Origin of the sequence: Vibrio ezurae NBRC 102218, assembly GCF_000467185.1 — a bacterium.
Taxonomy (GTDB): domain Bacteria; phylum Pseudomonadota; class Gammaproteobacteria; order Enterobacterales; family Vibrionaceae; genus Vibrio; species Vibrio ezurae.
In genome coordinates, this window is the sequence record NZ_BATM01000038.1 from 58,487 (window position 1) to 80,670 (window position 22,184).

Genomic DNA, 22,184 nt, shown 5'->3' on the forward strand with positions numbered 1-22,184 from the left:
CCTTTCTGAGTGTAAAAGCAACACACTCAGATGCTCTCCAATTGAGTAGTAGGTTACGAATTTCTCAATGATGAGAAGCGATGTTTAACAACGCCAAGAGTAAACTTTCAAATTATGACTGAACAATATAACGCTGGGGCGATAGAAGTCTTAAATGGCTTGGAGCCAGTCCGCCGTCGCCCTGGAATGTATACCGATACTGTCCGCCCAAACCACTTAGGGCAAGAAGTTATTGATAACAGTGTCGATGAAGCGCTTGCTGGACATGCTTCAAAGATACAGGTCATCCTTCATGCTGATCAGTCACTAGAAGTGATTGATGATGGGCGTGGTATGCCTGTGGATATTCACCCTGAAGAAGGGATTTCTGGTGTGGAGCTTATTCTATGTAAGTTGCATGCTGGTGGTAAATTTTCCAATAAAAACTATCAGTTTTCTGGTGGTTTGCACGGGGTCGGTATTTCAGTTGTAAACGCCTTATCAAAACGCGTTGAAATTACGGTGCGACGTGATGGGCAGGTATACCAAATTGCTTTTGAAAATGGCGATAAGGTGGAAGAGCTGTCAGTGATTGGCACTTGTGGGAAGCGTAATAGCGGTACGAGTGTTCACTTCTGGCCAAACAGTCAATATTTTGATTCTGGTAATTTCTCTGTTTCAAGGCTGGTGAATAACCTGCGCGCGAAAGCAGTCTTGTGTCCTGGGTTGGAAATCACTTTACAAGATAAAGTGAATGGCAAAGAGCATAAGTGGTATTACGAAAGTGGCCTAAAAGACTATCTTGCCGAAGGGGTAAAAGGTTACACAGTCTTACCTGAAACGCCGTTCACAGGTCAGTTCTCTAGTGAGATTGAAGGGGCTGATTGGGCGATTATTTGGCAGCCGGAAGGCGGCGAACTTATCACCGAAAGCTATGTGAACTTAATTCCTACCTCACAAGGCGGTACGCACGTTAACGGTTTACGCCAAGGTTTACTGGATGCGATGCGTGAGTTTTGTGAGTTCCGAAACTTATTGCCACGCGGCGTGAAGTTAACGGGTGATGACATATTTGATCGCTGTTCTTATGTACTGTCGATCAAAATGCAAGATCCGCAATTTGCAGGACAAACCAAAGAACGCCTATCTTCCCGTCAATGCGCATCCTTTGTGTCAGGTGTTATTAAAGACGCCTTTAGTTTATGGCTAAATGAAACCCCACATATTGCCGAGCAATTAGCTGAGGCGTGCATTGCGAGTGCCCATCGCCGTATGCGTGCCAGTAAAAAGGTGGTACGTAAAAAAGTGGCATCGGGCCCAGCTTTGCCGGGTAAATTAACCGACTGCTCGGTTCAGGATTTAGCGCGTACAGAACTGTTTTTAGTCGAAGGTGACTCTGCGGGAGGCTCAGCGAAACAAGCAAGAGACCGTGAGTTTCAGGCGATCATGCCACTGCGTGGTAAAATTTTGAATACATGGGAAGTGAGCGCAGATCAAGTGTTGGCTTCGCAAGAGGTGCACGATATTTCCGTTGCATTAGGCATTGATCCTGATACTGAAAGTTTAGAAGGTTTACGTTACGGTAAAATCTGTATTCTTGCGGATGCGGACTCGGATGGGCTGCATATCGCAACGCTACTCTGTGCCTTGTTCACACGTCATTTCAGCTCATTGGTGCGTGCCGGCCACGTGTACGTTGCCATGCCACCGTTATTTAGAATTGATTGCGGTAAAGAGGTTTTTTACGCTCTTGATGAAGATGAGAAAGAGGGCGTTATCGAGCGTTTAAGTAGCAAGCGAGCCAAAATCAACGTACAACGATTTAAAGGTTTGGGTGAAATGAACCCATTGCAGCTTCGTGAAACGACCATGGACCCCAATACTCGCCGTCTAGTACAGCTCACCATAGATGATGATGAACAGACAATGGAAATGATGGACATGCTATTAGGTAAAAAGCGTGCAGATGATCGCCGTCATTGGTTACAAGATAAAGGCGATATGGCTGAGGTATAAGAATGTCGAACGAGATTACATATGATGGCGTTGAGCAGTTACCACTGCGCAAATTTACCGAAGACGCTTATTTAAATTACTCAATGTACGTGATCATGGATCGTGCATTGCCTTACATTGGCGATGGCTTAAAGCCTGTACAACGTCGCATCATTTATGCGATGTCAGAGCTGGGTTTATCCGCTTCATCTAAATACAAAAAATCAGCGCGTACCGTGGGTGACGTACTGGGTAAGTATCATCCTCACGGTGATTCAGCCTGTTATGAAGCTATGGTGCTAATGGCGCAGCCTTTTACCTATCGCTACCCATTGGTGGACGGTCAAGGCAACTGGGGTGCCCCCGATGACCCGAAATCGTTTGCCGCAATGCGTTATACCGAATCTAAACTGTCTAAGTTTGCTGAGGTGTTGCTAGGTGAATTAGGTCAAGGCACAGTGGAATGGCAACCTAACTTTGATGGTTCGATGAAAGAACCACAAATGTTGCCTGCACGTCTGCCACACATTTTGCTTAATGGCATTACCGGTATCGCTGTTGGTATGGCGACGGATATACCGCCACACAATGTGCGTGAAGTGACGAACGCTACCATTGAGCTTATTGAAAATCCGAAGGCAGAACTGTCGGATGTGATGCAGTTTGTACAAGGCCCTGATTACCCGACCGAAGCGGAAATTATTTCGCCTAAAAACGACATTGAAAAAATTTATCGTACCGGCCGTGGCAGCATAAAAATGCGTGCGGTTTGGCATAAAGAAGCCAGCGATATAGTGATTACTGCGTTACCTCACCAAGTATCAGGCTCTAAATTGTTAGAGCAAATTGCCAACCAAATGCGTGCTAAAAAGCTGCCTATGGTTGATGATCTGCGTGACGAATCTGATCACGAAAACCCAACTCGCATTGTGATCGTACCTCGTTCAAATCGAGTGGATTGCGATCAATTGATGAACCACTTATTTGCCTCTACGGATCTTGAGAAAAACTATCGTGTGAATTTAAACATGATTGGTTTGGACAAACGTCCACAGGTAAAAGGTCTTGTTCAAATATTAAAAGAGTGGATTGAGTTTCGTCGTTCAACGGTTCGCCGTCGCTTGCAGTTCCGTTTAGATAAAATCTTAGCGCGTTTACACATCCTTGAAGGCTTGTTGGCAGCGTACCTCAACATTGATGAAGTGATTGAGATTATTCGCACCGAAGATGAGCCTAAAGCCGTACTGATGTCTCGCTTTGAGTTATCGGCGATTCAAGCGGATGCCATCTTAGATACCAAATTACGTCAATTGGCGAAATTAGAAGAGTTTAAGATTCGTGGCGAGCAAGAAGAGTTAGAGAAAGAGCGTAAGCAACTTGAGTTGCTACTAGGCTCTGAGCGTCGCTTAAATACTTTATTGAAGAAAGAGTTAAAAGCCGACGCTGAAAAATACGGTGATGATCGCCGTTCACCATTAGTTGAGAGAGCAGAAGCACGAGCGTTAACAGAGAAAGACTTACTGCCTAATGAGCCAATTACGGTTGTCTTGTCAGAGAAAGGCTGGATTCGTCATGCCAAAGGGCATGAGGTTGACGCATCAACATTGAACTATAAGTCAGGTGATAAATATCTCACCTCAGCCAAAGGTAAGAGCAATCAACCGGCGGTGTTCTTAGGCTCAGATGGACGAAGTTATTCGTTAGAATCGCATTCTCTACCATCGGCGAGAAGCCAAGGCGAACCGATTACAGGTCGTTTGAACTTGTCGACGGGGACCAGCATTCGTCAGGTGCTAATGGGCGAAGAAGAACAGCTATGGTTAGTTGGCTCTGATGCAGGTTATGGATTTGTCTGTCGCGGTAGTGATTTACTCTCCAAAAACCGTAACGGTAAAGCGTTAGTTAACTTGCCTCAAAGTGCTGAGATCTTAACCCCGAGCGCGATTTCTGACTTGGATCAAGATGAGATCTTAGCGATCACTAATTTAGGTCGTATGTTGATGTTTGCGATTAAAGACTTACCGCAACTGAGTAAAGGTAAGGGTAATAAGATCATTAATATCCCTTCAGCTAAAGCTAAGAGCCGAGAAGAGTTTGTGACACAACTGCTTGCCGTTCCAGCCAACGCCACGGTGACCTTATATGCAGGTAAACGTAAGCTAGGTTTGAAACCGAGTGACTTGGACAACTTTAGAGGGGAGCGAGGACGTCGCGGTGCTATGTTGCCACGTGGCCTACAACGCGTTACCGCTATCGAAGTGCAAACGAACGAGTAATGACAGTACTCACTAAAGCTTAATCGTCAAAGCCCTGTAAATTGATTTGCAGGGCTTTTTTAATGCGTGTGAGATGACTAAGGCGTTAAGCGGCGATTATCTTCACCAATTTCAACCGTCAGCTGTTTTTCTTTACCATTTCGTACAATGGTGATGTTCACCTTTGAGCCCGGTCGAGCATCGGTGATCGCGTCCATGACAGTTTGACGATTGTCAGCCACCATATCATCAATCTTAACGATGATATCTTGCGCTTTTATCCCCCCTTTGTCGGCGGGGCCACCAGGTTCAACGCCCAGTACAATAATGCCACCATTGAAGTTCCCAGCGAGAAGACGATTAGTCATGGAGCTGGTGTCTTGACCATCAACACCGATGTAACCACGAATCACACGCCCATCGGCAATGATCTTGTTCATGATTTTCCACACCAGTTTTTGCGGGATAGCAAAAGAAATGCCATAGGTTTCTAAATCGGTCGCTTGTTGAAAAGAAGCGGTATTAATGCCAACCAGTTCACCTTTCGAGTTAACTAACGCGCCGCCAGAGTTGCCTTCATTGATAGCAGCATCGGTTTGGATGAAGGCTTGACGTCCATCGTTACTGATTGAAGAGCGACCGGTGGCGGAAATAATGCCAAAGGTAGTGGTTTGCCCAAGGTTGTATGGGTTGCCAATAGCCAGTACTACGTCACCGACCTTAGCGGTATAGTGAGAGTTGAGTGGGATAACGGGCAGATCAGACATTGATATTTGCAAGACGGCAATATCAGTACGGCGATCTTGTCCTATTAATTGAGCACTGGCAACACGACCATCTTGCAGCGCAACAATGACCTGATCGGCGCTCGCCACGACATGGTAGTTGGTAATGATATAGCCTTTGTCACTGACTATCACACCAGACCCTAAACCTTGTGTTTTTAGCTTGCTGCGATCTTCTTCAGAGTATTGGCGACTATAGATATTGACTACCGCAGGTGCTGCTCGTCGCACTGCTGTATTGAAGGACATTGGGCTTACTGCGGTGTCGTTTTGACTCTCTTGAGCAAAAGTTGGTATCACTTTATTACGCAGATCAGGGACTACTGCGATAACCAAAGCCGCTGCAATTAATCCAAGCAAAACAGAGCGTAATAAGAATCTCAACATGGCAGTCTCAATAAGTGGTGTGTTAATGCCAAGCATAACACTCAATTTTAGCGAAAGAAAAGGGAAGCCCGATAAGCTTCCCCAAATGATATCAGTGCTCTGTTCTAGCGAACGATCACGACAATTTTCCTATTCCCTCGCTGAATATGCAAAGCTAGGATGCCTTCTTGTTTTTCGGCAATAGCACGAAACTCTCCAAGGTTGGCAATAGGCTTACGGTTCACGCCAATAATAATATCCCCTTGTTCAATTTGATAAGAAGCAGCTGGGGAGTTTTCTGCGACCGAAGACACTTTCACACCTTGTTGTGCATCAGCTTTAGTGGTGTTACTCAGGGCGGCACCTTTTAAGCCTGGGTGAAGCTGCTCCGCTTTGGTTTGTTGAGTTGGGGATTCACCTAAAGTCACATCAAACTGTTTGGATTTACCGTCTCGAGTCACGCCAAGTGTAATTTTTTTACCTGCGCCTAGGGTAGCGACTTTCGCGCGTAGCTCACTAAACGTATCAATACGTTTTCCGTTTAAACTGACAATGACATCGCCCGCTTGTAAGCCCGCTTTCTCAGCGGCGCTATCTGGCATGACCTGACTGACGAAAGCGCCGTGATTGGACTCATAACCCAATGCGCTCGCAAGCTCTGCGGTGATCTCTCCGCCTTGCACGCCTAGCATGCCTCGTTTTACTTCGCCAAATTCAATAATTTGGTCAGTAAGATTGCGGATCATATTGGCTGGGATGGCAAAGCCAATACCGATATTTCCGCCATTTGGCCCTAAGATGGCGGTATTGACGCCAATGAGTTCACCTCTTAGGTTTACTAATGCTCCGCCAGAATTACCACTGTTGATGGCAGCATCGGTTTGGATAAAGTTTTCAAGATTATCTAGATTTAATCCGCTGCGACCAAGAGCGGAGACAATACCCGAAGTGACCGTTTGGCCTAAGCCGAACGGGTTGCCGATGGCAACAGTGAAGTCACCCACTCGAAGAGCATCAGAGTCAGCAAAGGTGATTTCAGATAAACCTTTTACTTTTTTCTTTAGCTTCAGCAGAGCAATATCTGACATCTTATCGCCACCGATTAACTCGGCGTCATATTCACGACCATCGGTGAGCTGTACTTTTATGGTGTCTGCGCCATTAATGACGTGATAGTTGGTGACGATACGTCCTTTCTCCGCGTCGATGATCACCCCAGAACCAAGCCCTCTGAAGGGGCGTTCTTGAGCTTGCTCGGCAGGAATCTGGTCGCCAAAGAAGAAGCGAAAACTGTCAGGAATCTGCTGTTTAGATACTTGCGTGCCTTCTACTGCAATGCTGACAACAGTAGGAGACACTTGCTCAAGCATCGGGGCAAGACTTGGCAGTTCTTGATTATCTACCTTCACAGGTAGCGCTGCACTGGCGTGCAGTGGTGTGATGATTGAGCTTAAGCTTAAGGCTACAACAGATAAAGCAAGCAAAGGTCTTTTCATCATTAACTCCGTTTAGTTGATACTGAAGTTTGAGACAGAAAAAAACCGAGCAAGTTCCCTATCTAGAGCAAGAACTAGAATCTTGTATAGACTTAAGCCATTGACGACACTCGATTAAGAAACTCGAATAGTCTCAGTCGCATTGAGGATTTCTTTCTTCTCGTCTTTTAGCATCCCCGTGGCACCGTTCGCATAGTCTTTTGGCGGTACATTGGTTGATGCACTGTCATCTTCCTCTTTATTTTTTGATTCAATGTGTTTGGCGAATGGGTTGTCTTGCGCAGGCAAGTTAGGCAGTAAATCGTTTGATGTATTTGCCATGTGTTCATACAGCTTGCGATATTCTTTGCCGATATTTTCAAGAAGTTGAGCAGACTCTGAAAAGTGGTCGTTGATGTCTTGTCGTTGTTGCTCCAAAGTAAATTTGGCAGTCTCAAGATCTTTTTGCAGTTCTTTTTGTTTTTTGTATTGAGGCGTAGTGATACGAGAGATGATTACTCCAATGATAATTCCCACGAAAAGACTGACGATCGCATAAATCCAAGGCATAGTATTTCCTTTTGTTAATCTGTTAACAAACCAGTTACTGTGTTTTTACACTGAAACATACCTCATGTTACTATGAGAATCTTATCCAATAAAGAATCTAATTAAGTTCACCACTCAAAATGACACCTTTAGAAAAATATCAGCACGATATCAAGCACAATGGATTTCAGTTTGACGCTAAGCAACATAGTGCGGTTCAAGAGTTTGACGACTTGTATGTGCGCCTAACAGAGTTTGCTCACACGCCAAATAAAATGCCACTAAAAGGGTGGCGTCGCTGGTTTAGCAAACAAGAGCCGATCACATCGCCGAAAGGATTGTATATCTGGGGCGGAGTAGGGCGAGGTAAAACTTACTTGATGGATAGCTTTTACGATTTGTATCCAAATCAGCGTAAGATGCGAATGCACTTTCATCGTTTTATGCACCGTGTTCATGATGAACTGAGGTTGCTGCAACAGCAAAGCGATCCGTTGGAGATGGTGGCGGATAAGTTTAAGAGTGAAGCAGACGTCATTTGCTTTGACGAGTTTTTTGTCTCGGACATTACTGACGCCATGTTGCTGGGCACGTTATTTCAGGCGTTGTTCGCGCGTAATATCATTTTAGTCGCCACATCCAATATCCCTCCCAATCTTCTGTATCGCAATGGCTTACAGCGAGCTCGATTCTTGCCCGCCATTGAGTTGATCGAAAAACACTGCCAAGTGTTTGAACTTGATAGTGACAATGATTTTAGAATGCGCACTTTGCAACAGGCTGAGCTCTATCACTATCCCTTAGATGATAAGGCGAAGCAAAATCTGGCTCATTATTTTGAATCATTAAGTACCGCTAGTATTGATGATGCTCAAGCGGTGCAAAGCATTACCGTCAATCACAGACAGCTTGCAATAATGAATGCTCATAACGGAGTGTTAATGGCCAGCTTTAGTCAGCTCTGTCAAAGCGCACGAAGTCAAAATGACTATATAGAGCTGTCTCGTGAATACCACACCGTACTGCTGGCAGAGGTGCCACAGTTAAATGCCGAGAACGATGATGCTGCGAGACGATTTATAGCGTTAGTGGATGAGTTTTATGAACGAAAGGTCTGTCTTATTATTACCGCCAGTGTGGCATTGACTGAGCTTTACGCGGGTGGGCAGCTCGTGTTTGAATTTCAACGTTGTGAATCTCGCCTGACAGAAATGCAAAGTGAGGATTACCTCTCGCAAGAGCACTTAGCCTAAATCGTATCTGAGCCTAGGTAACCACGAATGTTTGGCATGGGATTCGCAGATTGTCGGTGAAAAAACACTCAGAAATATGTCGAATAGGATTGCGTTTTTAGTTGGCTTCGGTATAATCCTGCGACCCACCGTTACTGCTGGTAGTTTTTATCTATAAGAATTGCCAAAGAGTGCCACCACTCGAAGGGGTGATGACTGGGCTCTTAGACAGTGGGAGCAACCGCTCCTTATTAGTTTAATTTCAAATTAACGGGTTATTATTAGCATGAAAACATTCGTTGCTAAACCAGAAACTGTAAAACGTGACTGGTATGTTGTAGACGCTGAAGGTAAAACTCTAGGTCGTCTTGCAAGTGAAATCGCTTCTCGCCTACGCGGTAAGCACAAAGCTGAATACACTCCTCACTGTGACACTGGTGATTACATCATCGTTGTTAACGCTGAGAAAGTTGCTGTAACTGGCAACAAGGCTAAAGGTAAAGTGTATTACCGTCACTCTGAATTCCCAGGTGGTCTAAAATCTATCACTTTTGAAAAGTTGATCGATAAGAAACCAGAAATGGTTATCGAACTAGCTGTTAAAGGTATGTTACCACGTGGTCCTCTAGGCCGCGCAATGTACCGTAAGCTAAAAGTATACGCTGGCGCTGAGCACAACCATGCTGCTCAACAACCACAAGTACTAGACATCTAATCGGGGAATATGGAAATGGCAGAGAATCAATACTACGGCACTGGTCGCCGCAAAAGCTCAGCTGCTCGTGTTTTCATCAAACCGGGTGCTGGTAACATCGTAATCAACAAGCGTAGCCTTGATGTTTACTTTGGTCGTGAAACTTCTCGTATGGTTGTTCGTCAACCACTTGAGCTAGTTGAAATGTTAGACAAGCTAGACCTTTACATCACTGTTTCTGGTGGTGGTATTTCTGGTCAAGCTGGCGCTATCCGTCACGGCATTACTCGTGCTCTTATGGAATACGATGAAACTCTACGTCCTGCTCTACGCGCTGCTGGATACGTTACACGTGACGCACGTCAAGTTGAACGTAAGAAAGTTGGTCTACGTAAAGCACGTCGTAAACCACAGTTCTCGAAGCGTTAATCTTTCTTTTACAGAAAGGGCAATGCTCCAGCTTTTTGCTGGAATTGTGTCAAAAAAGCTCGGTATTATACCGGGCTTTTTGTTTTTTTAGTCCCTCGTAAATTCTTTTCTGCTCCACCTCCTACTCTCTCTATGTTTCAACTTTAGCTCTTTTGTGACCTATGCTCTGATTTGCTTCAGAGATGTTGTAAAAAGGTAGCTTTATCTTGTCTTAAACTGGTGTTTTCTTTATCATTTCCCCCACAAAAATAGAATCAAAGTTTTACTTTTTAAAGCTGTGCTCTGTTGCAGGGGTAATTCTATCCAAAGGAGCAAATGGGAGAATGTTGGATGAGCAATGCGCCACTAAATAATGGACGTCGCAAGTTTCTAACCGCCACCACCGCAGTGGTCGGTGGCCTAGGAGCAGCAGCTGTCGCTGTACCCTTTATCAAATCCTGGAATCCAAGTGCTAGAGCTAAATCAGCTGGCGCTCCGGTTGAATTCGATATCAGTAAGTTAGAAGAAGGGCAGATGGCCCGAGTAATCTGGCGTGGACAACCGGTTTGGGTTGTCAAGCGTGGTCAGGCTACATTAGATGAATTAGATCAACTTGCAGGGCAGCTTCGTGACCCTGATTCGGTTGAGGAACAACAACCTTCTTACGCACAAAATGTTTATCGTTCCTTAAAACCAGAAATCTTTATTGCCGTTGGTTTGTGTACGCACTTGGGGTGCTCACCAACCTACCTTCCAAATACTTTTGGCGAGCAAGTCAGTGGTGTTAAATCAGGTTTCTTCTGCCCATGTCATGGTTCTAAATTTGATATGGCAGGCCGTGTCTTCCAAGGTGTACCTGCACCATACAATCTAGCTGTACCACCGCATATGTATATGGATGACAATCTAATTATAATCGGCGAAGACGAAGGAGAGGCATAATGGAGGCTTTATTAAGCTGGGTTGAAAAACGCATTCCAGCTATGAATACCTATCGTAAGCACATGTCTGAGTACCCTCAGCCAAAGAACTCAAACTTTTGGTATATCTTTGGTGCTTTGGCCATGTTGGTGTTGGTTAACCAAATTGTGACAGGCATTTGGCTGACCATGAACTATGTTCCGTCTGCGGAAGGCGCATTTGCTTCTGTTGAGTACATCATGCGTGATGTTGAGTATGGCTGGTTACTTCGCTATATGCATTCAACAGGTGCTTCATTCTTCTTTATTGTGGTTTATCTGCACATGTACCGCGGGCTGATTTATGGCTCTTACCAAAAGCCTCGTGAGCTGGTTTGGTTATTTGGTATGTTGCTGTTTGTGGTACTGATGGCCGAAGCCTTTATGGGTTACATGTTGCCATGGGGACAAATGTCCTATTGGGGTGCTCAGGTAATCATTGGCTTGTTTGGCGCAATTCCAGTGATTGGTGATGACCTAACGCTGTGGATTCGTGGTGACTATGTTATCTCGGGTGCGACACTAAACCGCTTCTTTGCTTTGCACGTTATTGCGCTACCTATCGTATTGTTACTGTTAGTTGCACTGCATATTTTGGCTCTACACGAAGTAGGATCAAACAACCCTGACGGTATTGATACCAAGTTGCCAAAAGGCACTATGGGCGATGACTACGAGCCGGAATTCAAATTCCATGAAGACTACAGCAAGAAATACGACATTATTGATTCAATGCCATTCCATCCTTACGGTACGGTGAAAGATCTCTTCTATGTGGGGGTATTCTTACTGTTCTTTAGTTATGTATTGTTCTATGCACCAGCGATGGGAGGCTTCTTCCTTGAGCCGCCTAACTTTGAAGTGGCGAACCCTCTGAAAACGCCGGAACATATTGCTCCAGTTTGGTATTTCTCTCCAAACTACGCCATTTTGCGTGCAATTCCTGACAAGTTGATTGGTTTTGTCTTCTTTGGTGGCTCGATTGTGGTGTTGTTCTTATTGCCTTGGATTGACCGTTGTAATGTACGTTCATTCCGCTATAGAAGCCGCGTGCATTTGATCAACTTGATCCAGTTTACGATCTCATTTATCGGTCTTGGTGTATTGGGTACGCTGCCTGCGACAGAGTTGTATACGAATCTATCTCGTTTGTTCAGTCTGGGTTACTTCATGTTCTTCGTGGTGTTGTTTATCTACAGTAAGAATGAAAAAACTAAGACGCTACCGACAAGGATCACCAAATAATGAAAAAGTTATTCATATTATTATTTGCGCTAGTGCCGGCTCTTGGATTCGCAGCGGGCGGACACTTTACTCTCGATAAAGCAAACAATGATATTCGAGACAAAGAGTCTTTGCAGCGCGGTGCTCAGACGTATATGAACTACTGTTTTGCGTGTCACTCAACGCAGTATCAACGTTATGAACGTGTCGCGACAGATCTTGATATCCCAATTGATCTGATGCGTGAGAATCTGATGTTTGATTCAGAGGCGGTAGTCGGCGATCTGATGGTCAACAACATGCCAGCCGAAGATGCAGCGAAATGGTTTGGCGTTGCGCCACCGGATCTAACTTTGACGGCTCGCGTACGCGGTGTGGATTGGCTATACACTTATTTGCGTTCTTTCTATGAAGATCCAAGCCGTCCATTTGGTGTGAACAACGTGATCTTCCCAAGTGTGGGCATGCCTCATGTTTTGCAAGAGTTACAAGGCGTACCAAAACCTGTTTTTGAAACCCAAGTGATTGATGGTCAAGAACAGCAAGTGGTTGTCGGGGTGAAAGCCGATTCTACAGGAGAGCTAAGCCAGAGCGAATACGATGATACGGTTCGTGATTTGGTTAACTTCCTTGAATATGCAGGTGACCCTGTGCAGGTAGAGCGTGAGAATTTAGGTATCTGGGTACTGCTGTTCTTAGTGCTCTTTACCGGCGTTAGCTATTTACTATATAAAGAATATTGGCGTGATATTCACTAATTGTGATACGATGTAACGCTGATTTCTGAAATGGAGGCATGTTGCCTCCATTCTTATATTTAAATTTACAATACCGGAGGGCTCATGGCTGTAGCTGCCAATAAACGTTCTGTGATGACTCTATTCTCAAGTGCTACTGATATGGCTAGCCATCAGGTCCGTATCGTTTTGGCTGAGAAAGGCGTAGCTGTTGAAGTTGAGCTAGTCGACGAAGCGAATTTACCTGCTGAACTTGTAGAATTGAACCCATATAAATCTGTTCCGACTCTAGTAGATCGTGAACTGACTCTTTATGATTCAAAGATTATTATGGAATATCTAGATGAGCGTTTTCCTCATCCACCTTTGATGCCTGTTTACCCTGTTGATCGCGGTAAAAATCGTCTAATGATGTACCGTATTCAACGTAACTGGTACAGCGTAGCAGAGAAAATCATCTCTACTACGGGTGAAGAACAAGAAAAAGCTCGTCAAAAACTGCGCAACGATCTACTTATGTTGGGTCCTCTATTTGCTGAAAGCGAGTACTTCATGAGTGAAGACTTTAGCTTGATCGATTGCTACCTTGCACCACTGCTATGGCGTCTACCTACTTTTGGTATTGAGCTTACAGGCCCTGGTTCAAAAGAGCTTAAGATTTACATGAACCGTGTATTTGAGCGCGATTCATTCCTAGCTTCTCTTACCGAAGCTGAACGTGAGATGCGTCTAGTTCGTTAATGGATATTTCAACAATGACTCCGCGCCGACCTTATTTGCTTCGTGCATTTTATGATTGGTTGGCTGAGAACGACCTGACACCTCATTTGGTGGTTGACGCTAATATGCCGGGTGTTCGTGTTCCTGAAGAGTACATTCAAGATGGTCAAATTATCTTAAATGTGGCTCCGCGTGCGGTAGGCAACTTAGAAATTGGGAATGAGGCATTAACGTTTCATACCCGTTTTGGCGGCCGTCCACATTCAGTTATCGTTCCTATTTATGCGGTGCAAGCTATTTACGCTCGTGAAAATGGCGCAGGGACTATGTTTGAACCTGAAGAAGCTTACGAAAATAGCGATATTGAGCCTGAAGAGACTCATTTAGCATCGGCTGATTCGTTTTCTATCGTAGAAGACGCTGAAGCTATCGAGGAGGATTCATCAGTAGAGCCTGAGCCTGATGATGAACCACCGAGACCGAAAGGGCGACCAAGCCTTCGCGTCGTTAAATAGACACTGCAAATAAAAAGGAGCCATTGGCTCCTTTTTTGTTATCGCAGCTGTGATGAATGTTATTCTTCCACTACCTCTTCTGTAATATCATCAGTACGATCAATAATCACATCTCCTCCAATGACGGCATCTTCTTCAATGTTAGTGCTATCTTGAGTCGCTGCATCACTTACCGCAGAATCCGCTATCGGTGCAGGTACGTCTTGCTTGGTGTTGGGATTTGATGGGGTATTGATTGTTTGAGGTGCTGTTGCGGTTGCAGCGTCTGCAATTTCAAAGCCACGAATCACCAATTTGACCCCACCTACGTTACGAGCGGTTTCAGTGGCAATCTCAGCACTTTCAGGGTCGACATAACCAAACAAAAAGACTTCACTGTTTTCAGTGACGACTTTGATTGAAACGCCTCTTAGTCTTCGCTCACCTAATAACGCTGACTTTACTTTGGTGGTGAGCCAGCTATCTTGGCTCATTTGCGATAAGTTGAGTGTCGGCTGAATGCGTAGCTGATTGTATACTTTCTTTACGCCAGGAATCGCGGCCACGCGCTTTTCAATTTCTTGGTGCAGTTCTTTGGTCGGCGCTTGCCCAATGAGAACGACTTTACCTCGAAAAGAATTAGCGGCCACACGAACTTTACCAGTAAATGGGGCTTTGTTTCCTAGGGCTGCTGCTTCAAATTCAATATTATTGTCATCCCACACTTCACGTGAGCTACGGTTATCTGTCACAACAGGGCGGTCGTTGGCGAACATATTCGCACAGCCTGTAACCATTAAACATGTCATGAAAGTGAGCATGTATAAGGAGAGTTTCCGAGTGTACAACATGGATCGAGATCCTCACTAATCTAGAATGTTACTCAACGTGCTCTGGAAATAGCACTTGATCGATAAGGTCACATAAACAATGTAGGGTCAGCATGTGCACTTCATGAATGCGTGCTGTTCTATTGGAAGGGATGCGAATTTCCACATCGTGTTCGCCCAATAAGCCTGCCATCTCTCCGCCATCTTTGCCTGTTAACGCGATGATGGTCATGTCGCGTGTTACCGCCGCTTCCATGGCTTTGATGATGTTTTTACTGTTACCGCTGGTTGATAAAGCCAGTAGGATATCTCCTTGCTGACCTAGGGCACGTACTTGTTTTGAAAATACTTCTTGGTAGTGGTAGTCGTTAGCGATAGCGGTCAAGCTCGTCATATCTGAGCCTAGACTCATGGCTGGAAGGCTTGGTCTTTCCGTTTCAAAGCGATTTAATAGGCTAGAGGCAAACTGCTGTGAGTTTGCGCTTGAGCCACCGTTACCACAACACAGAATCTTTTTTCCGTTCAGTAGGGTGCTCACCATCGCTTGCGCGGCATGAGTGATGGCATCAGGCAACTCTTCTGCGGCTGCGATTTGAATTTGTATGCTTTCAGTAAAGCTCGCTTTTATGCTCTCGTGCATTTTTATCCTTCAACAATTGCGTTTTGTATCCATTCCACTTTTTCTGGATCACTACTTAAAGAGATGACATCAAATCGAAAGTAAGTATGACTAGGAGACAAGTTATTTTTCATCATCCACAACATAGCAGTCTTCTTGATTTTTAACTGCTTAGAATGGGAGACAGCATCAACGCCGCTACCATAATGTTGTTGTTTTCTGTATTTGACCTCAACAAAAACAAACTCTTGTTTGTCTTTCATAATGAGGTCAATTTCACCGCACTTCGCGTGAAAATTTTTCTCAATAAAGTCGAGGCCTTGCTTGGCGAGATATCGCTGAGCTTTGGCCTCGTACTTATGCCCTATAGCAAGCTTATTGAGCAGACTCATATTCTGCCCAGCTAAGCTGGCGCTGCACTACACATTGCTCATCAATGCTTAAAATGCCCGTTTGTCCTTTGATTGAGTGACTTGGGCTGACTTTCATATTCGGCAGAGCATTGATCAGACTATATGCGTCCATACCTAATGCGTGTAGTCTTTTTTGCGGGTTATTGGATTTACTCCAAACACTTTGCATTTCGGCATCCAGCGCTTCATTTGGTTCTGCCAGCATTGGAATGTCACTGTAGATCACACCAGACAAGTTTTGTGATGGACGTTTTATACCAGTATTACTCAATGAGTTCGCGTACAATTTTGGTGGTGTCGCTTCTGGATTAATAGCCACATTGATAAATGGTTTAATCAAGTTTAGCTCAGCGTCACCGGCCACAATATAGACTGCGTCGATATCTCTGCGAGAGCGCTCTTCAGATTCCATCTCCATTTTCATTAGATGATTCATCTGCGCAATACGTCGTTGACTTGCTTGTAGTCCAAATACGCTATTTACCGCACGTTGCAGTTGGTTTTTAGAGCTGAAGTAAGAAGCCGCACTCTTAGTGTCGTTGTTCTTCTTCCATTCGGCTTTAAATGCGTCGGCCATACGGCGTCCATAGCTCCCACTTGGCGCTATGATCAGCGGGTATTTTGCGCCCGTTTCTGCAAGATGTCTGGCCGCTTCTTCTGCTTCTTGTTCTGGTGACAGAGTGATGTAACAAAAGTCGGTGCCTTCTAGAATATCTTTAGGGAAATTCAACGCCAGCATAGGGATGGGACTGGTGCTATTTTGTTGTATTTCTTGCAATTCTTCTATGGTATTACGCATGAGTGGGCCCACAATAAAGTCGACGTCTTGCGCTTCAAGCTGCTGCTGAATTTGTGAAGGGTTGTTCTTATTACTATCGATGATTACGTATTGCGCATCAGGAAGACGCGCTTTGTCGTGCATCATCGCAAATACAAAGCCATCACGGATGATACTGGCTTGTTTGGCGAACTTACCGCTAAGAGGAAGAATCAGCGCGGTTTTGTTTGGTTGTACGATTTCTAGAGCAAGAATATCTTTGATTTCTTGTGGGGTGTACAGCGCTGCTGGATGGTGAACATTGGTATCTATCCAGTCTTGGAATGCTTTCTTTAGTTTAGGTAAGTTATGGCTATAGGTTTGGTTAAACATTGCCAGTTCACGCCAGCCTAACAGCTCCGTTTCAGTTTCTGTGATCGGCATTGTTTTGAGCTCATCGGCACTCACGCTGTTCATTAGAGCCCAAATTTGGTCAACGTTTTGTTGCTGTTGTTCTTCTGTCAGAAAATCAGCAAGCATGACTTGCTCACGCGCCGCATTTAGCGGTTGATATAAAGCTTGGTAGATATCTGAACGCAGTTTGTAGTAGTGTTGCCACTGCGATTTATCTAAACGCCATTCGTTACGGAAGTTCAGCTGTTTGATAGCGTCCGTCGGTTGATTGTTGTTTAGTAGCAACTGAGCTCGGGCTAGTTGCCATTCAGCTTGTTGAGGCTCACTCATGTTCTGTTGAGCCAAACGTTGGATAATTCGGTTGGCTAAGCCAGTATTGTTTTCAGATACTGCGGCTTTTAAAGACAGGATAAGCCAATCTATTTGTTCTTCCCCGTCAGAGCTATCGGCTTTAATCAAGTAGTACTCAGAGGTTTGAGTGGGTTGATTAAGGATATTGGATTGTTGCGCAACTTCTGGATCAGAGGGTGCGCTCGAACAAGCTGCGAGAAGCACAGACAATGCTATGGGAGTAAGAATGCGTGATACACTGTATCCAGATCGATTTTTTTGCGCCATGAGTTCTTTAAATTATTGTGGATTAATTACTTCTATATTAATCCCTCAAGTGACGGTAAACAAATGACAGATAACAATTCTTTTAATTCTTCACCTGCAACCCTCTATATTGTCCCTACTCCAATAGGAAATTTAGGCGATATTACTCAGCGTGCAATTGAAGTATTAAGCAGTGTAGACCTTATTGCAGCAGAGGATACGCGTCATACCGGGCGGTTGCTGTCGCACTTAAATATCGGCACACGTACTTTTGCTTTGCATGATCATAATGAACAGCAAAAAGCACAAGTTTTAGTAGAAAAACTGCTAGAAGGGCAATCTATTGCACTGGTTTCGGACGCGGGAACGCCATTAATTAGCGATCCGGGTTACCATTTAGTCAACCAATGTCGTAAAGCGGGTGTGCAAGTGGTTCCTCTTCCGGGAGCGTGTGCGGTGATTACAGCGTTAAGTGCTTCTGGCTTGCCCTCTGATCGTTTTAGCTTTGAAGGCTTTTTGCCACCGAAAAGTAAAGGGCGTAAAGATCGCTTTTTAGAATTGGCGAAAGTTGAACGCACCTGTATTTTTTACGAGTCGCCGCATCGCATCATGGATTCGTTAGCAGATATGCTGGATGTATTGGGTGCAGAGCGTCAGGTCGTATTGGCAAGAGAGCTCACTAAAACCTTTGAAACCATTCAAGGCTTGCCTTTAGGTGAGTTGATTCCTTGGCTGGAAGAAGACGCGAATCGCATTCGTGGGGAAATGGTTATTCTGGTACATGGTCATCGTGAAGACAGCAGTGAAGAATTGCCTGATGAAGCACGTCGCACGTTAAGCATCTTAACTAAGGAGCTGCCTTTGAAAAAAGCGGCAGCATTGACGGCTGAAATTTACAATTTGAAAAAGAACGCTTTATATAAATGGGGTCTGGAACATTTAGACTAAGCTTGCTTACAAAGCTTCTTTGTTGAGTGCGGGCTTTATTTGAATAGACATCTGTGATCTTTGTCAGTACAATCCGCCCCGGAGCTAACCAGATAGTCGCTGCTTCGTTGATGTCCTTCGGGAGACTGACGGAGGGGAGGAAAGTCCGGGCTTCATAGAGCAGGGTGCCAGGTAACGCCTGGGGGGCGCAAGCCCACGACAAGTGCAGCAGAGAGAAAACCGCCGATGGCCTTCGGGCACAGGTAAGGGTGAAAGGGTGCGGTAAGAGCGCACCGTGCGGTTGGTAACAGTCCGTAGCAAGGTAAACTCCACCCGAAGCAAGACCAAATAGGCTCCCACGTTGCGTTGCTCGCGTAAGGGAGCGGGTAGGTTGCTTGAGCCAGTGAGCGATTGCTGGCCTAGACGAATGGCTATCACCGCGCAAGCGGATACAGAACCCGGCTTATAGGTGTGCTCCACCTTTTAAAAAAAGCCCCGCTATTATGGCGGGGCTTTTTGCTTATTTGTACTTGAAATAAATGCTTGAAGTTGCATGTGCTAGAAGATGCTGTAGCACTCTTATTTTGGTTAATTGCGAAAGTCACGGCATAGTTGACTGAATAATTTGGTTAATTTGTTTACTAACGCTGACTAAAACGGACTATTTCAGTACACTAATTCAATCGTTATTCAATTAAATCGAGCCTTTGTAATGAGCGAAGCTTTTAAACACGTCTCCGTCCTGCTAGAAGAATCCATTGATGGTTTAAATATTAAACCAGATGGTACGTACATAGACGGTACTTTTGGTCGCGGTGGTCACAGTCGCACTATACTTTCTCGGTTAGGCGAACATGGTCGACTGTTTAGTATTGATAGAGATCCGCAAGCCATTGCTGAAGCTGCAAAGATTGATGATCCTCGATTCACTATTATTCATGGCCCTTTCTCCGGCATGGAAGAATACGCCAAACAAAGAGACCTAGTGGGTCAAGTCGATGGCGTACTATTAGATCTAGGGGTTTCATCTCCGCAGTTGGATGACGCCGAACGCGGTTTCAGCTTTATGAAAGATGGCCCATTAGACATGCGTATGGATCCCACCTCTGGTATCCCTGTCTCACAGTGGCTTATGGAAGCCGATATCGAAGACATCACTTGGGTGATTCGTGAGTTTGGCGAAGATAAGCATGCTTGGCGTATTGCTAAGGCTATCGTGGCCTATCGTGATAACGAAGAAAACGAACCTTTGTTACGCACAGGTCAACTGGCGAAACTTATCTCAGAGGCGGCGCCTAAGAGTTTTAAAGAGAAAAAACATCCCGCTACGCGCTCATTTCAAGCATTTCGCATTTATATCAATAGTGAACTTGATGAAATTGCCACGGCATTAAACGCGGCCAAAAATATCCTCGCACCAGAAGGGCGACTGTCCGTCATTAGCTTTCACTCTTTAGAAGACAGAATGGTTAAACAGTTTATCCGTAAAGAGAGCCGTGGTCCGCAAGTACCGCATGGTATTCCAATGACTGAAGAACAAATTCGAGCTCTTGGCAGTGCGGATATGAAAGCGGTCAGTAAGGCTATCAAGCCATCAAACTCTGAACTGGATGTGAATATTCGAGCTCGTAGCTCGGTGCTAAGGATTGCAGAAAAGTTATGAATGAATTAGAGATATCGATTCAGCCAAAAGTGCCTGCTCTTGGCAAGATCATTATACGCGACCTCTTTACTGCCGGTCGCGTGCCTATGCTTTTATTGATTACTCTCTTTTTTAGTGCAATCGCGGTGGTGATGACCACACAAATGACTCGTGGAGTTATCTCGCAAAAAGATCAGGCGCTTGAGCAGCGAGAGAAACTTGATGAAGAGTGGCGCAACCTCATTCTTGAAGAAAATGCGCTTTCTGAACACAGTCGAGTTCAAAAAATTGCCACCTCTGAGCTTGATATGACACGCCCAGACTCCGACAAGGAAGTTATAGTTAAACTGTAATGAAATCGATCAAGAAAAAAACAACCCAAGCAATTAAAAAGCGTATTCCCAAAGTTGAACTGAATAGAACCGTTCCTGCCGATACCCGCATTATAAAATGGCGATATCAGGTGGTACTGGCGTTTATTTTGCTATTACTTGGCGCATTGCTTTTACGCGTTGCCTATATTCAAGTTATTGAGCCTGACTCACTGATAAAACAAGGTGACATGCGCTCAGTTAGGGTGAAAGCCCTCCCATCTGCTCGTGGTATTATCTCCGATCGTAATGGCGAACAAATTGCGGTCAGTGTGCCTGTGGAAGCGGTATACGCTGATCCTCGTACCATCTTTGAAAAAGGGGATGCTCTGCAAGATGTGGCTCGCTGGCATGCGTTAGCAGACGTGTTGCATCTTGATCGCGAAGCCTTGATTCATCAGATAGACAAGAACAAGAAACGTCGATTTATCTACTTACAACGTCAAGTTAGCCCGGCAATGGCAAAATACATCAAAGAGTTAAAACTCAAAGGTGTGGGGCTGCGTGATGAGTCTCGTCGCTATTATCCGACAGGTGAAGTGAGCGCTCATGTAGTGGGTGTGACCGGAATTGATAGCCATGGTTTAGAAGGGGTTGAGAAAAGTTATGACAAATGGCTTTCTGGACACGATGGCTCACGTAAAGTGCGCAAAGATAGAGACGGTCGAGTTGTTGAAAATATTTCAATGACCAAAAGTGAACAAGGCAGTCCGTTACAGCTCACTATAGATCAGCGTTTACAAGCGATCTCTTATCGAGCTATTAAGCAAGCCGTTGCGGATTATAGAGCCACATCAGGCAGTATAGTGCTGATTGATGTTAAGACTGGTGGCATTTTAGCCATGGTAAACTCTCCGTCTTACAACCCGAATAGCCGCGATCAATTGCAGTCGTTTAAAATGCGAAATCGTGCCATTACTGATGCCTTAGAAGCGGGTTCATCGGTAAAACCGTTTGTTGTTTTGGCAGCGTTAGAAACTCACACCGCAGATCTTAATACCGTGATTGATACGGGTAATGGCATTATGCGTGTTGGTGGCAGTCGTGTACGTGATAGTGTTCGAGTCGGTAAAGCAAACCTTGCTACCATTCTTAAAAAGTCCAGTAACATCGGTGTGACTCATTTAGCCTTGAATATGCCAATAGAGTCTTTAGAAGGCATGTACCAATCCGTTGGTTTTGGTTCCGTTTCTGGGATTAATCTAGTGGGTGAAACTCCGGGGCTATTCCCGAGTCGTCGTCGCTGGTCGAAGATTGAAATCGCGACATTTGCCTTTGGTTATGGCTTATCCATTACACCTCTACAGCTGGCGCATGCTTACGCGACTTTGGGAAGCTACGGCAGTTTCAAACCACTGCATATAGTGAAAGACGCGAAAGATCTTCCTTCGGCTAAACAGGTAGCAGACCCTGAAAATGTACGTAAAGTGCTAGAAATGCTCGAAGGGGTGACGCAAAAAGGCGGCACCGCAATAAAAGCGAGAGTTCCAGGTTATCGCGTAGGTGCTAAAACGGGGACATCCCGTAAAGCCAACGCCGGTGGTTATAGTGATGAATACGTTTCTATTACGGCAGGTGTTGCGCCGATTAGTAACCCTAGACTGGCTTTGGTTGTAATAGTGAATGATCCACAAGGTGATTCCTACTATGGCGGTGAAGTGGCGGCTCCGGTTTTTTCTGAAGTATTAAAAGGTGCGTTGCAGATTCTGAATGTACCGCCTGATGCGAACACGGATTAAGGA

The 22,184-nt window shown here is 45.0% G+C and carries 21 protein-coding genes and 1 other RNA gene; 15 read left to right on the forward strand and 7 right to left on the reverse strand.

The window, feature by feature from the left end:
- Positions 1 to 114: 114 nt before the first annotated feature.
- Both parE and parC read left to right on the forward strand, forming a co-directional pair.
- Entirely contained in the window at positions 115 to 1,995 is a 1,881-nt protein-coding gene (gene parE, locus VEZ01S_RS12245) for a DNA topoisomerase IV subunit B (protein WP_021714358.1), read from the forward strand.
- Positions 1,996 to 1,997: 2 nt separating this feature from the next.
- Positions 1,998 to 4,250, forward strand: coding sequence for a DNA topoisomerase IV subunit A (gene parC, locus VEZ01S_RS12250; RefSeq protein WP_021714359.1), 2,253 nt, complete (start codon positions 1,998 to 2,000; stop codon positions 4,248 to 4,250).
- Between the two features lie 77 nt (positions 4,251 to 4,327).
- Here the strand turns inward: parC and degS are convergent, their stop codons facing one another.
- The 3 genes from degS to zapG form a co-directional block, all read right to left on the reverse strand.
- A complete protein-coding gene (gene degS / locus VEZ01S_RS12255; protein ID WP_021714360.1) occupies positions 4,328 to 5,401 on the reverse strand; it encodes an outer membrane-stress sensor serine endopeptidase DegS in 1,074 nt (357 codons plus the stop codon).
- Positions 5,402 to 5,505: 104 nt separating this feature from the next.
- Complete coding sequence (locus VEZ01S_RS12260; protein WP_021714361.1) at positions 5,506 to 6,876, reverse strand: Do family serine endopeptidase; 1,371 nt, start codon at positions 6,874 to 6,876, stop codon at positions 5,506 to 5,508.
- A gap of 114 nt (positions 6,877 to 6,990) precedes the next feature.
- Complete coding sequence (gene zapG, locus VEZ01S_RS12265; protein WP_021714362.1) at positions 6,991 to 7,425, reverse strand: Z-ring associated protein ZapG; 435 nt, start codon at positions 7,423 to 7,425, stop codon at positions 6,991 to 6,993.
- A gap of 119 nt (positions 7,426 to 7,544) precedes the next feature.
- Here zapG and zapE point away from each other — a divergent pair, with 119 nt between their 5' ends.
- From zapE to sspB, 8 genes are all read left to right on the forward strand, one after another.
- The gene (zapE, locus tag VEZ01S_RS12270; RefSeq protein WP_021714363.1) at positions 7,545 to 8,657 is read left to right on the forward strand and encodes a cell division protein ZapE; all 1,113 of its coding nucleotides are present in this window, start codon (positions 7,545 to 7,547) and stop codon (positions 8,655 to 8,657) included.
- 265 nt (positions 8,658 to 8,922) lie between these two features.
- Positions 8,923 to 9,351, forward strand: coding sequence for a 50S ribosomal protein L13 (gene rplM / locus VEZ01S_RS12275; RefSeq protein ID WP_021714364.1), 429 nt, complete (start codon positions 8,923 to 8,925; stop codon positions 9,349 to 9,351).
- A 15-nt stretch (positions 9,352 to 9,366) separates the two neighbouring features.
- On the forward strand, positions 9,367 to 9,759 hold the full coding sequence (rpsI, locus tag VEZ01S_RS12280) for a 30S ribosomal protein S9 (protein ID WP_017026825.1): 393 nt from the start codon (positions 9,367 to 9,369) through the stop codon (positions 9,757 to 9,759).
- Between the two features lie 330 nt (positions 9,760 to 10,089).
- On the forward strand, positions 10,090 to 10,680 hold the full coding sequence (gene petA / locus VEZ01S_RS12285; protein WP_040890858.1) for a ubiquinol-cytochrome c reductase iron-sulfur subunit: 591 nt from the start codon (positions 10,090 to 10,092) through the stop codon (positions 10,678 to 10,680).
- Positions 10,680 to 11,942, forward strand: a complete 1,263-nt coding sequence (locus VEZ01S_RS12290) for a cytochrome b (protein ID WP_021714367.1) — start codon at positions 10,680 to 10,682, stop codon at positions 11,940 to 11,942. Before petA ends, VEZ01S_RS12290 begins: the two co-directional genes overlap by 1 nt.
- Complete coding sequence (locus VEZ01S_RS12295) at positions 11,942 to 12,679, forward strand: cytochrome c1 (protein ID WP_021714368.1); 738 nt, start codon at positions 11,942 to 11,944, stop codon at positions 12,677 to 12,679. Before VEZ01S_RS12290 ends, VEZ01S_RS12295 begins: the two co-directional genes overlap by 1 nt.
- Before the next feature lie 84 nt (positions 12,680 to 12,763).
- Positions 12,764 to 13,399: a stringent starvation protein SspA gene (gene sspA / locus VEZ01S_RS12300; RefSeq protein WP_021714369.1), complete on the forward strand. Its 636-nt coding sequence runs from the start codon at positions 12,764 to 12,766 to the stop codon at positions 13,397 to 13,399.
- A complete protein-coding gene (sspB, locus tag VEZ01S_RS12305; RefSeq protein WP_021714370.1) occupies positions 13,399 to 13,893 on the forward strand; it encodes a ClpXP protease specificity-enhancing factor in 495 nt (164 codons plus the stop codon). Before sspA ends, sspB begins: the two co-directional genes overlap by 1 nt.
- Before the next feature lie 59 nt (positions 13,894 to 13,952).
- On the opposite strand, the gene VEZ01S_RS12310 is transcribed toward sspB, so the two are convergent.
- The 4 genes from VEZ01S_RS12310 to VEZ01S_RS12325 are packed head-to-tail and all read right to left on the reverse strand — an operon-like array spanning position 13,953 to position 17,523.
- Positions 13,953 to 14,723 (reverse strand): BON domain-containing protein, encoded by a 771-nt coding sequence (locus VEZ01S_RS12310; protein WP_021714371.1) that lies wholly within the window; start codon positions 14,721 to 14,723, stop codon positions 13,953 to 13,955.
- 28 nt (positions 14,724 to 14,751) lie between these two features.
- Entirely contained in the window at positions 14,752 to 15,342 is a 591-nt protein-coding gene (locus tag VEZ01S_RS12315; RefSeq protein ID WP_021714372.1) for a phosphoheptose isomerase, read from the reverse strand.
- Between the two features lie 2 nt (positions 15,343 to 15,344).
- Positions 15,345 to 15,713 carry a YraN family protein gene (locus VEZ01S_RS12320; RefSeq protein ID WP_021714373.1) on the reverse strand — a complete coding sequence of 123 codons (369 nt, stop codon included), beginning with the start codon at positions 15,711 to 15,713 and terminating at the stop codon, positions 15,345 to 15,347.
- Complete coding sequence (locus tag VEZ01S_RS12325; protein ID WP_021714374.1) at positions 15,697 to 17,523, reverse strand: penicillin-binding protein activator; 1,827 nt, start codon at positions 17,521 to 17,523, stop codon at positions 15,697 to 15,699. The genes VEZ01S_RS12320 and VEZ01S_RS12325 overlap by 17 nt, the downstream gene beginning before the upstream one ends.
- 63 nt (positions 17,524 to 17,586) lie before the next feature.
- On the opposite strand from VEZ01S_RS12325, the gene rsmI reads away from it, so the two are divergent.
- From rsmI to VEZ01S_RS12345, 5 genes are all read left to right on the forward strand, one after another.
- Complete coding sequence (gene rsmI / locus VEZ01S_RS12330; RefSeq protein WP_021714375.1) at positions 17,587 to 18,450, forward strand: 16S rRNA (cytidine(1402)-2'-O)-methyltransferase; 864 nt, start codon at positions 17,587 to 17,589, stop codon at positions 18,448 to 18,450.
- A gap of 80 nt (positions 18,451 to 18,530) precedes the next feature.
- Positions 18,531 to 18,911: RNase P RNA component class A (rnpB, locus tag VEZ01S_RS16410), an RNA gene on the forward strand.
- Between the two features lie 230 nt (positions 18,912 to 19,141).
- Positions 19,142 to 20,092, forward strand: coding sequence for a 16S rRNA (cytosine(1402)-N(4))-methyltransferase RsmH (gene rsmH / locus VEZ01S_RS12335; protein WP_021714376.1), 951 nt, complete (start codon positions 19,142 to 19,144; stop codon positions 20,090 to 20,092).
- Complete coding sequence (ftsL, locus tag VEZ01S_RS12340) at positions 20,089 to 20,424, forward strand: cell division protein FtsL (protein ID WP_021714377.1); 336 nt, start codon at positions 20,089 to 20,091, stop codon at positions 20,422 to 20,424. Before rsmH ends, ftsL begins: the two co-directional genes overlap by 4 nt.
- Positions 20,424 to 22,181, forward strand: coding sequence for a penicillin-binding transpeptidase domain-containing protein (locus VEZ01S_RS12345; protein WP_021714378.1), 1,758 nt, complete (start codon positions 20,424 to 20,426; stop codon positions 22,179 to 22,181). The genes ftsL and VEZ01S_RS12345 overlap by 1 nt, the downstream gene beginning before the upstream one ends.
- Positions 22,182 to 22,184: the final 3 nt, after the last annotated feature.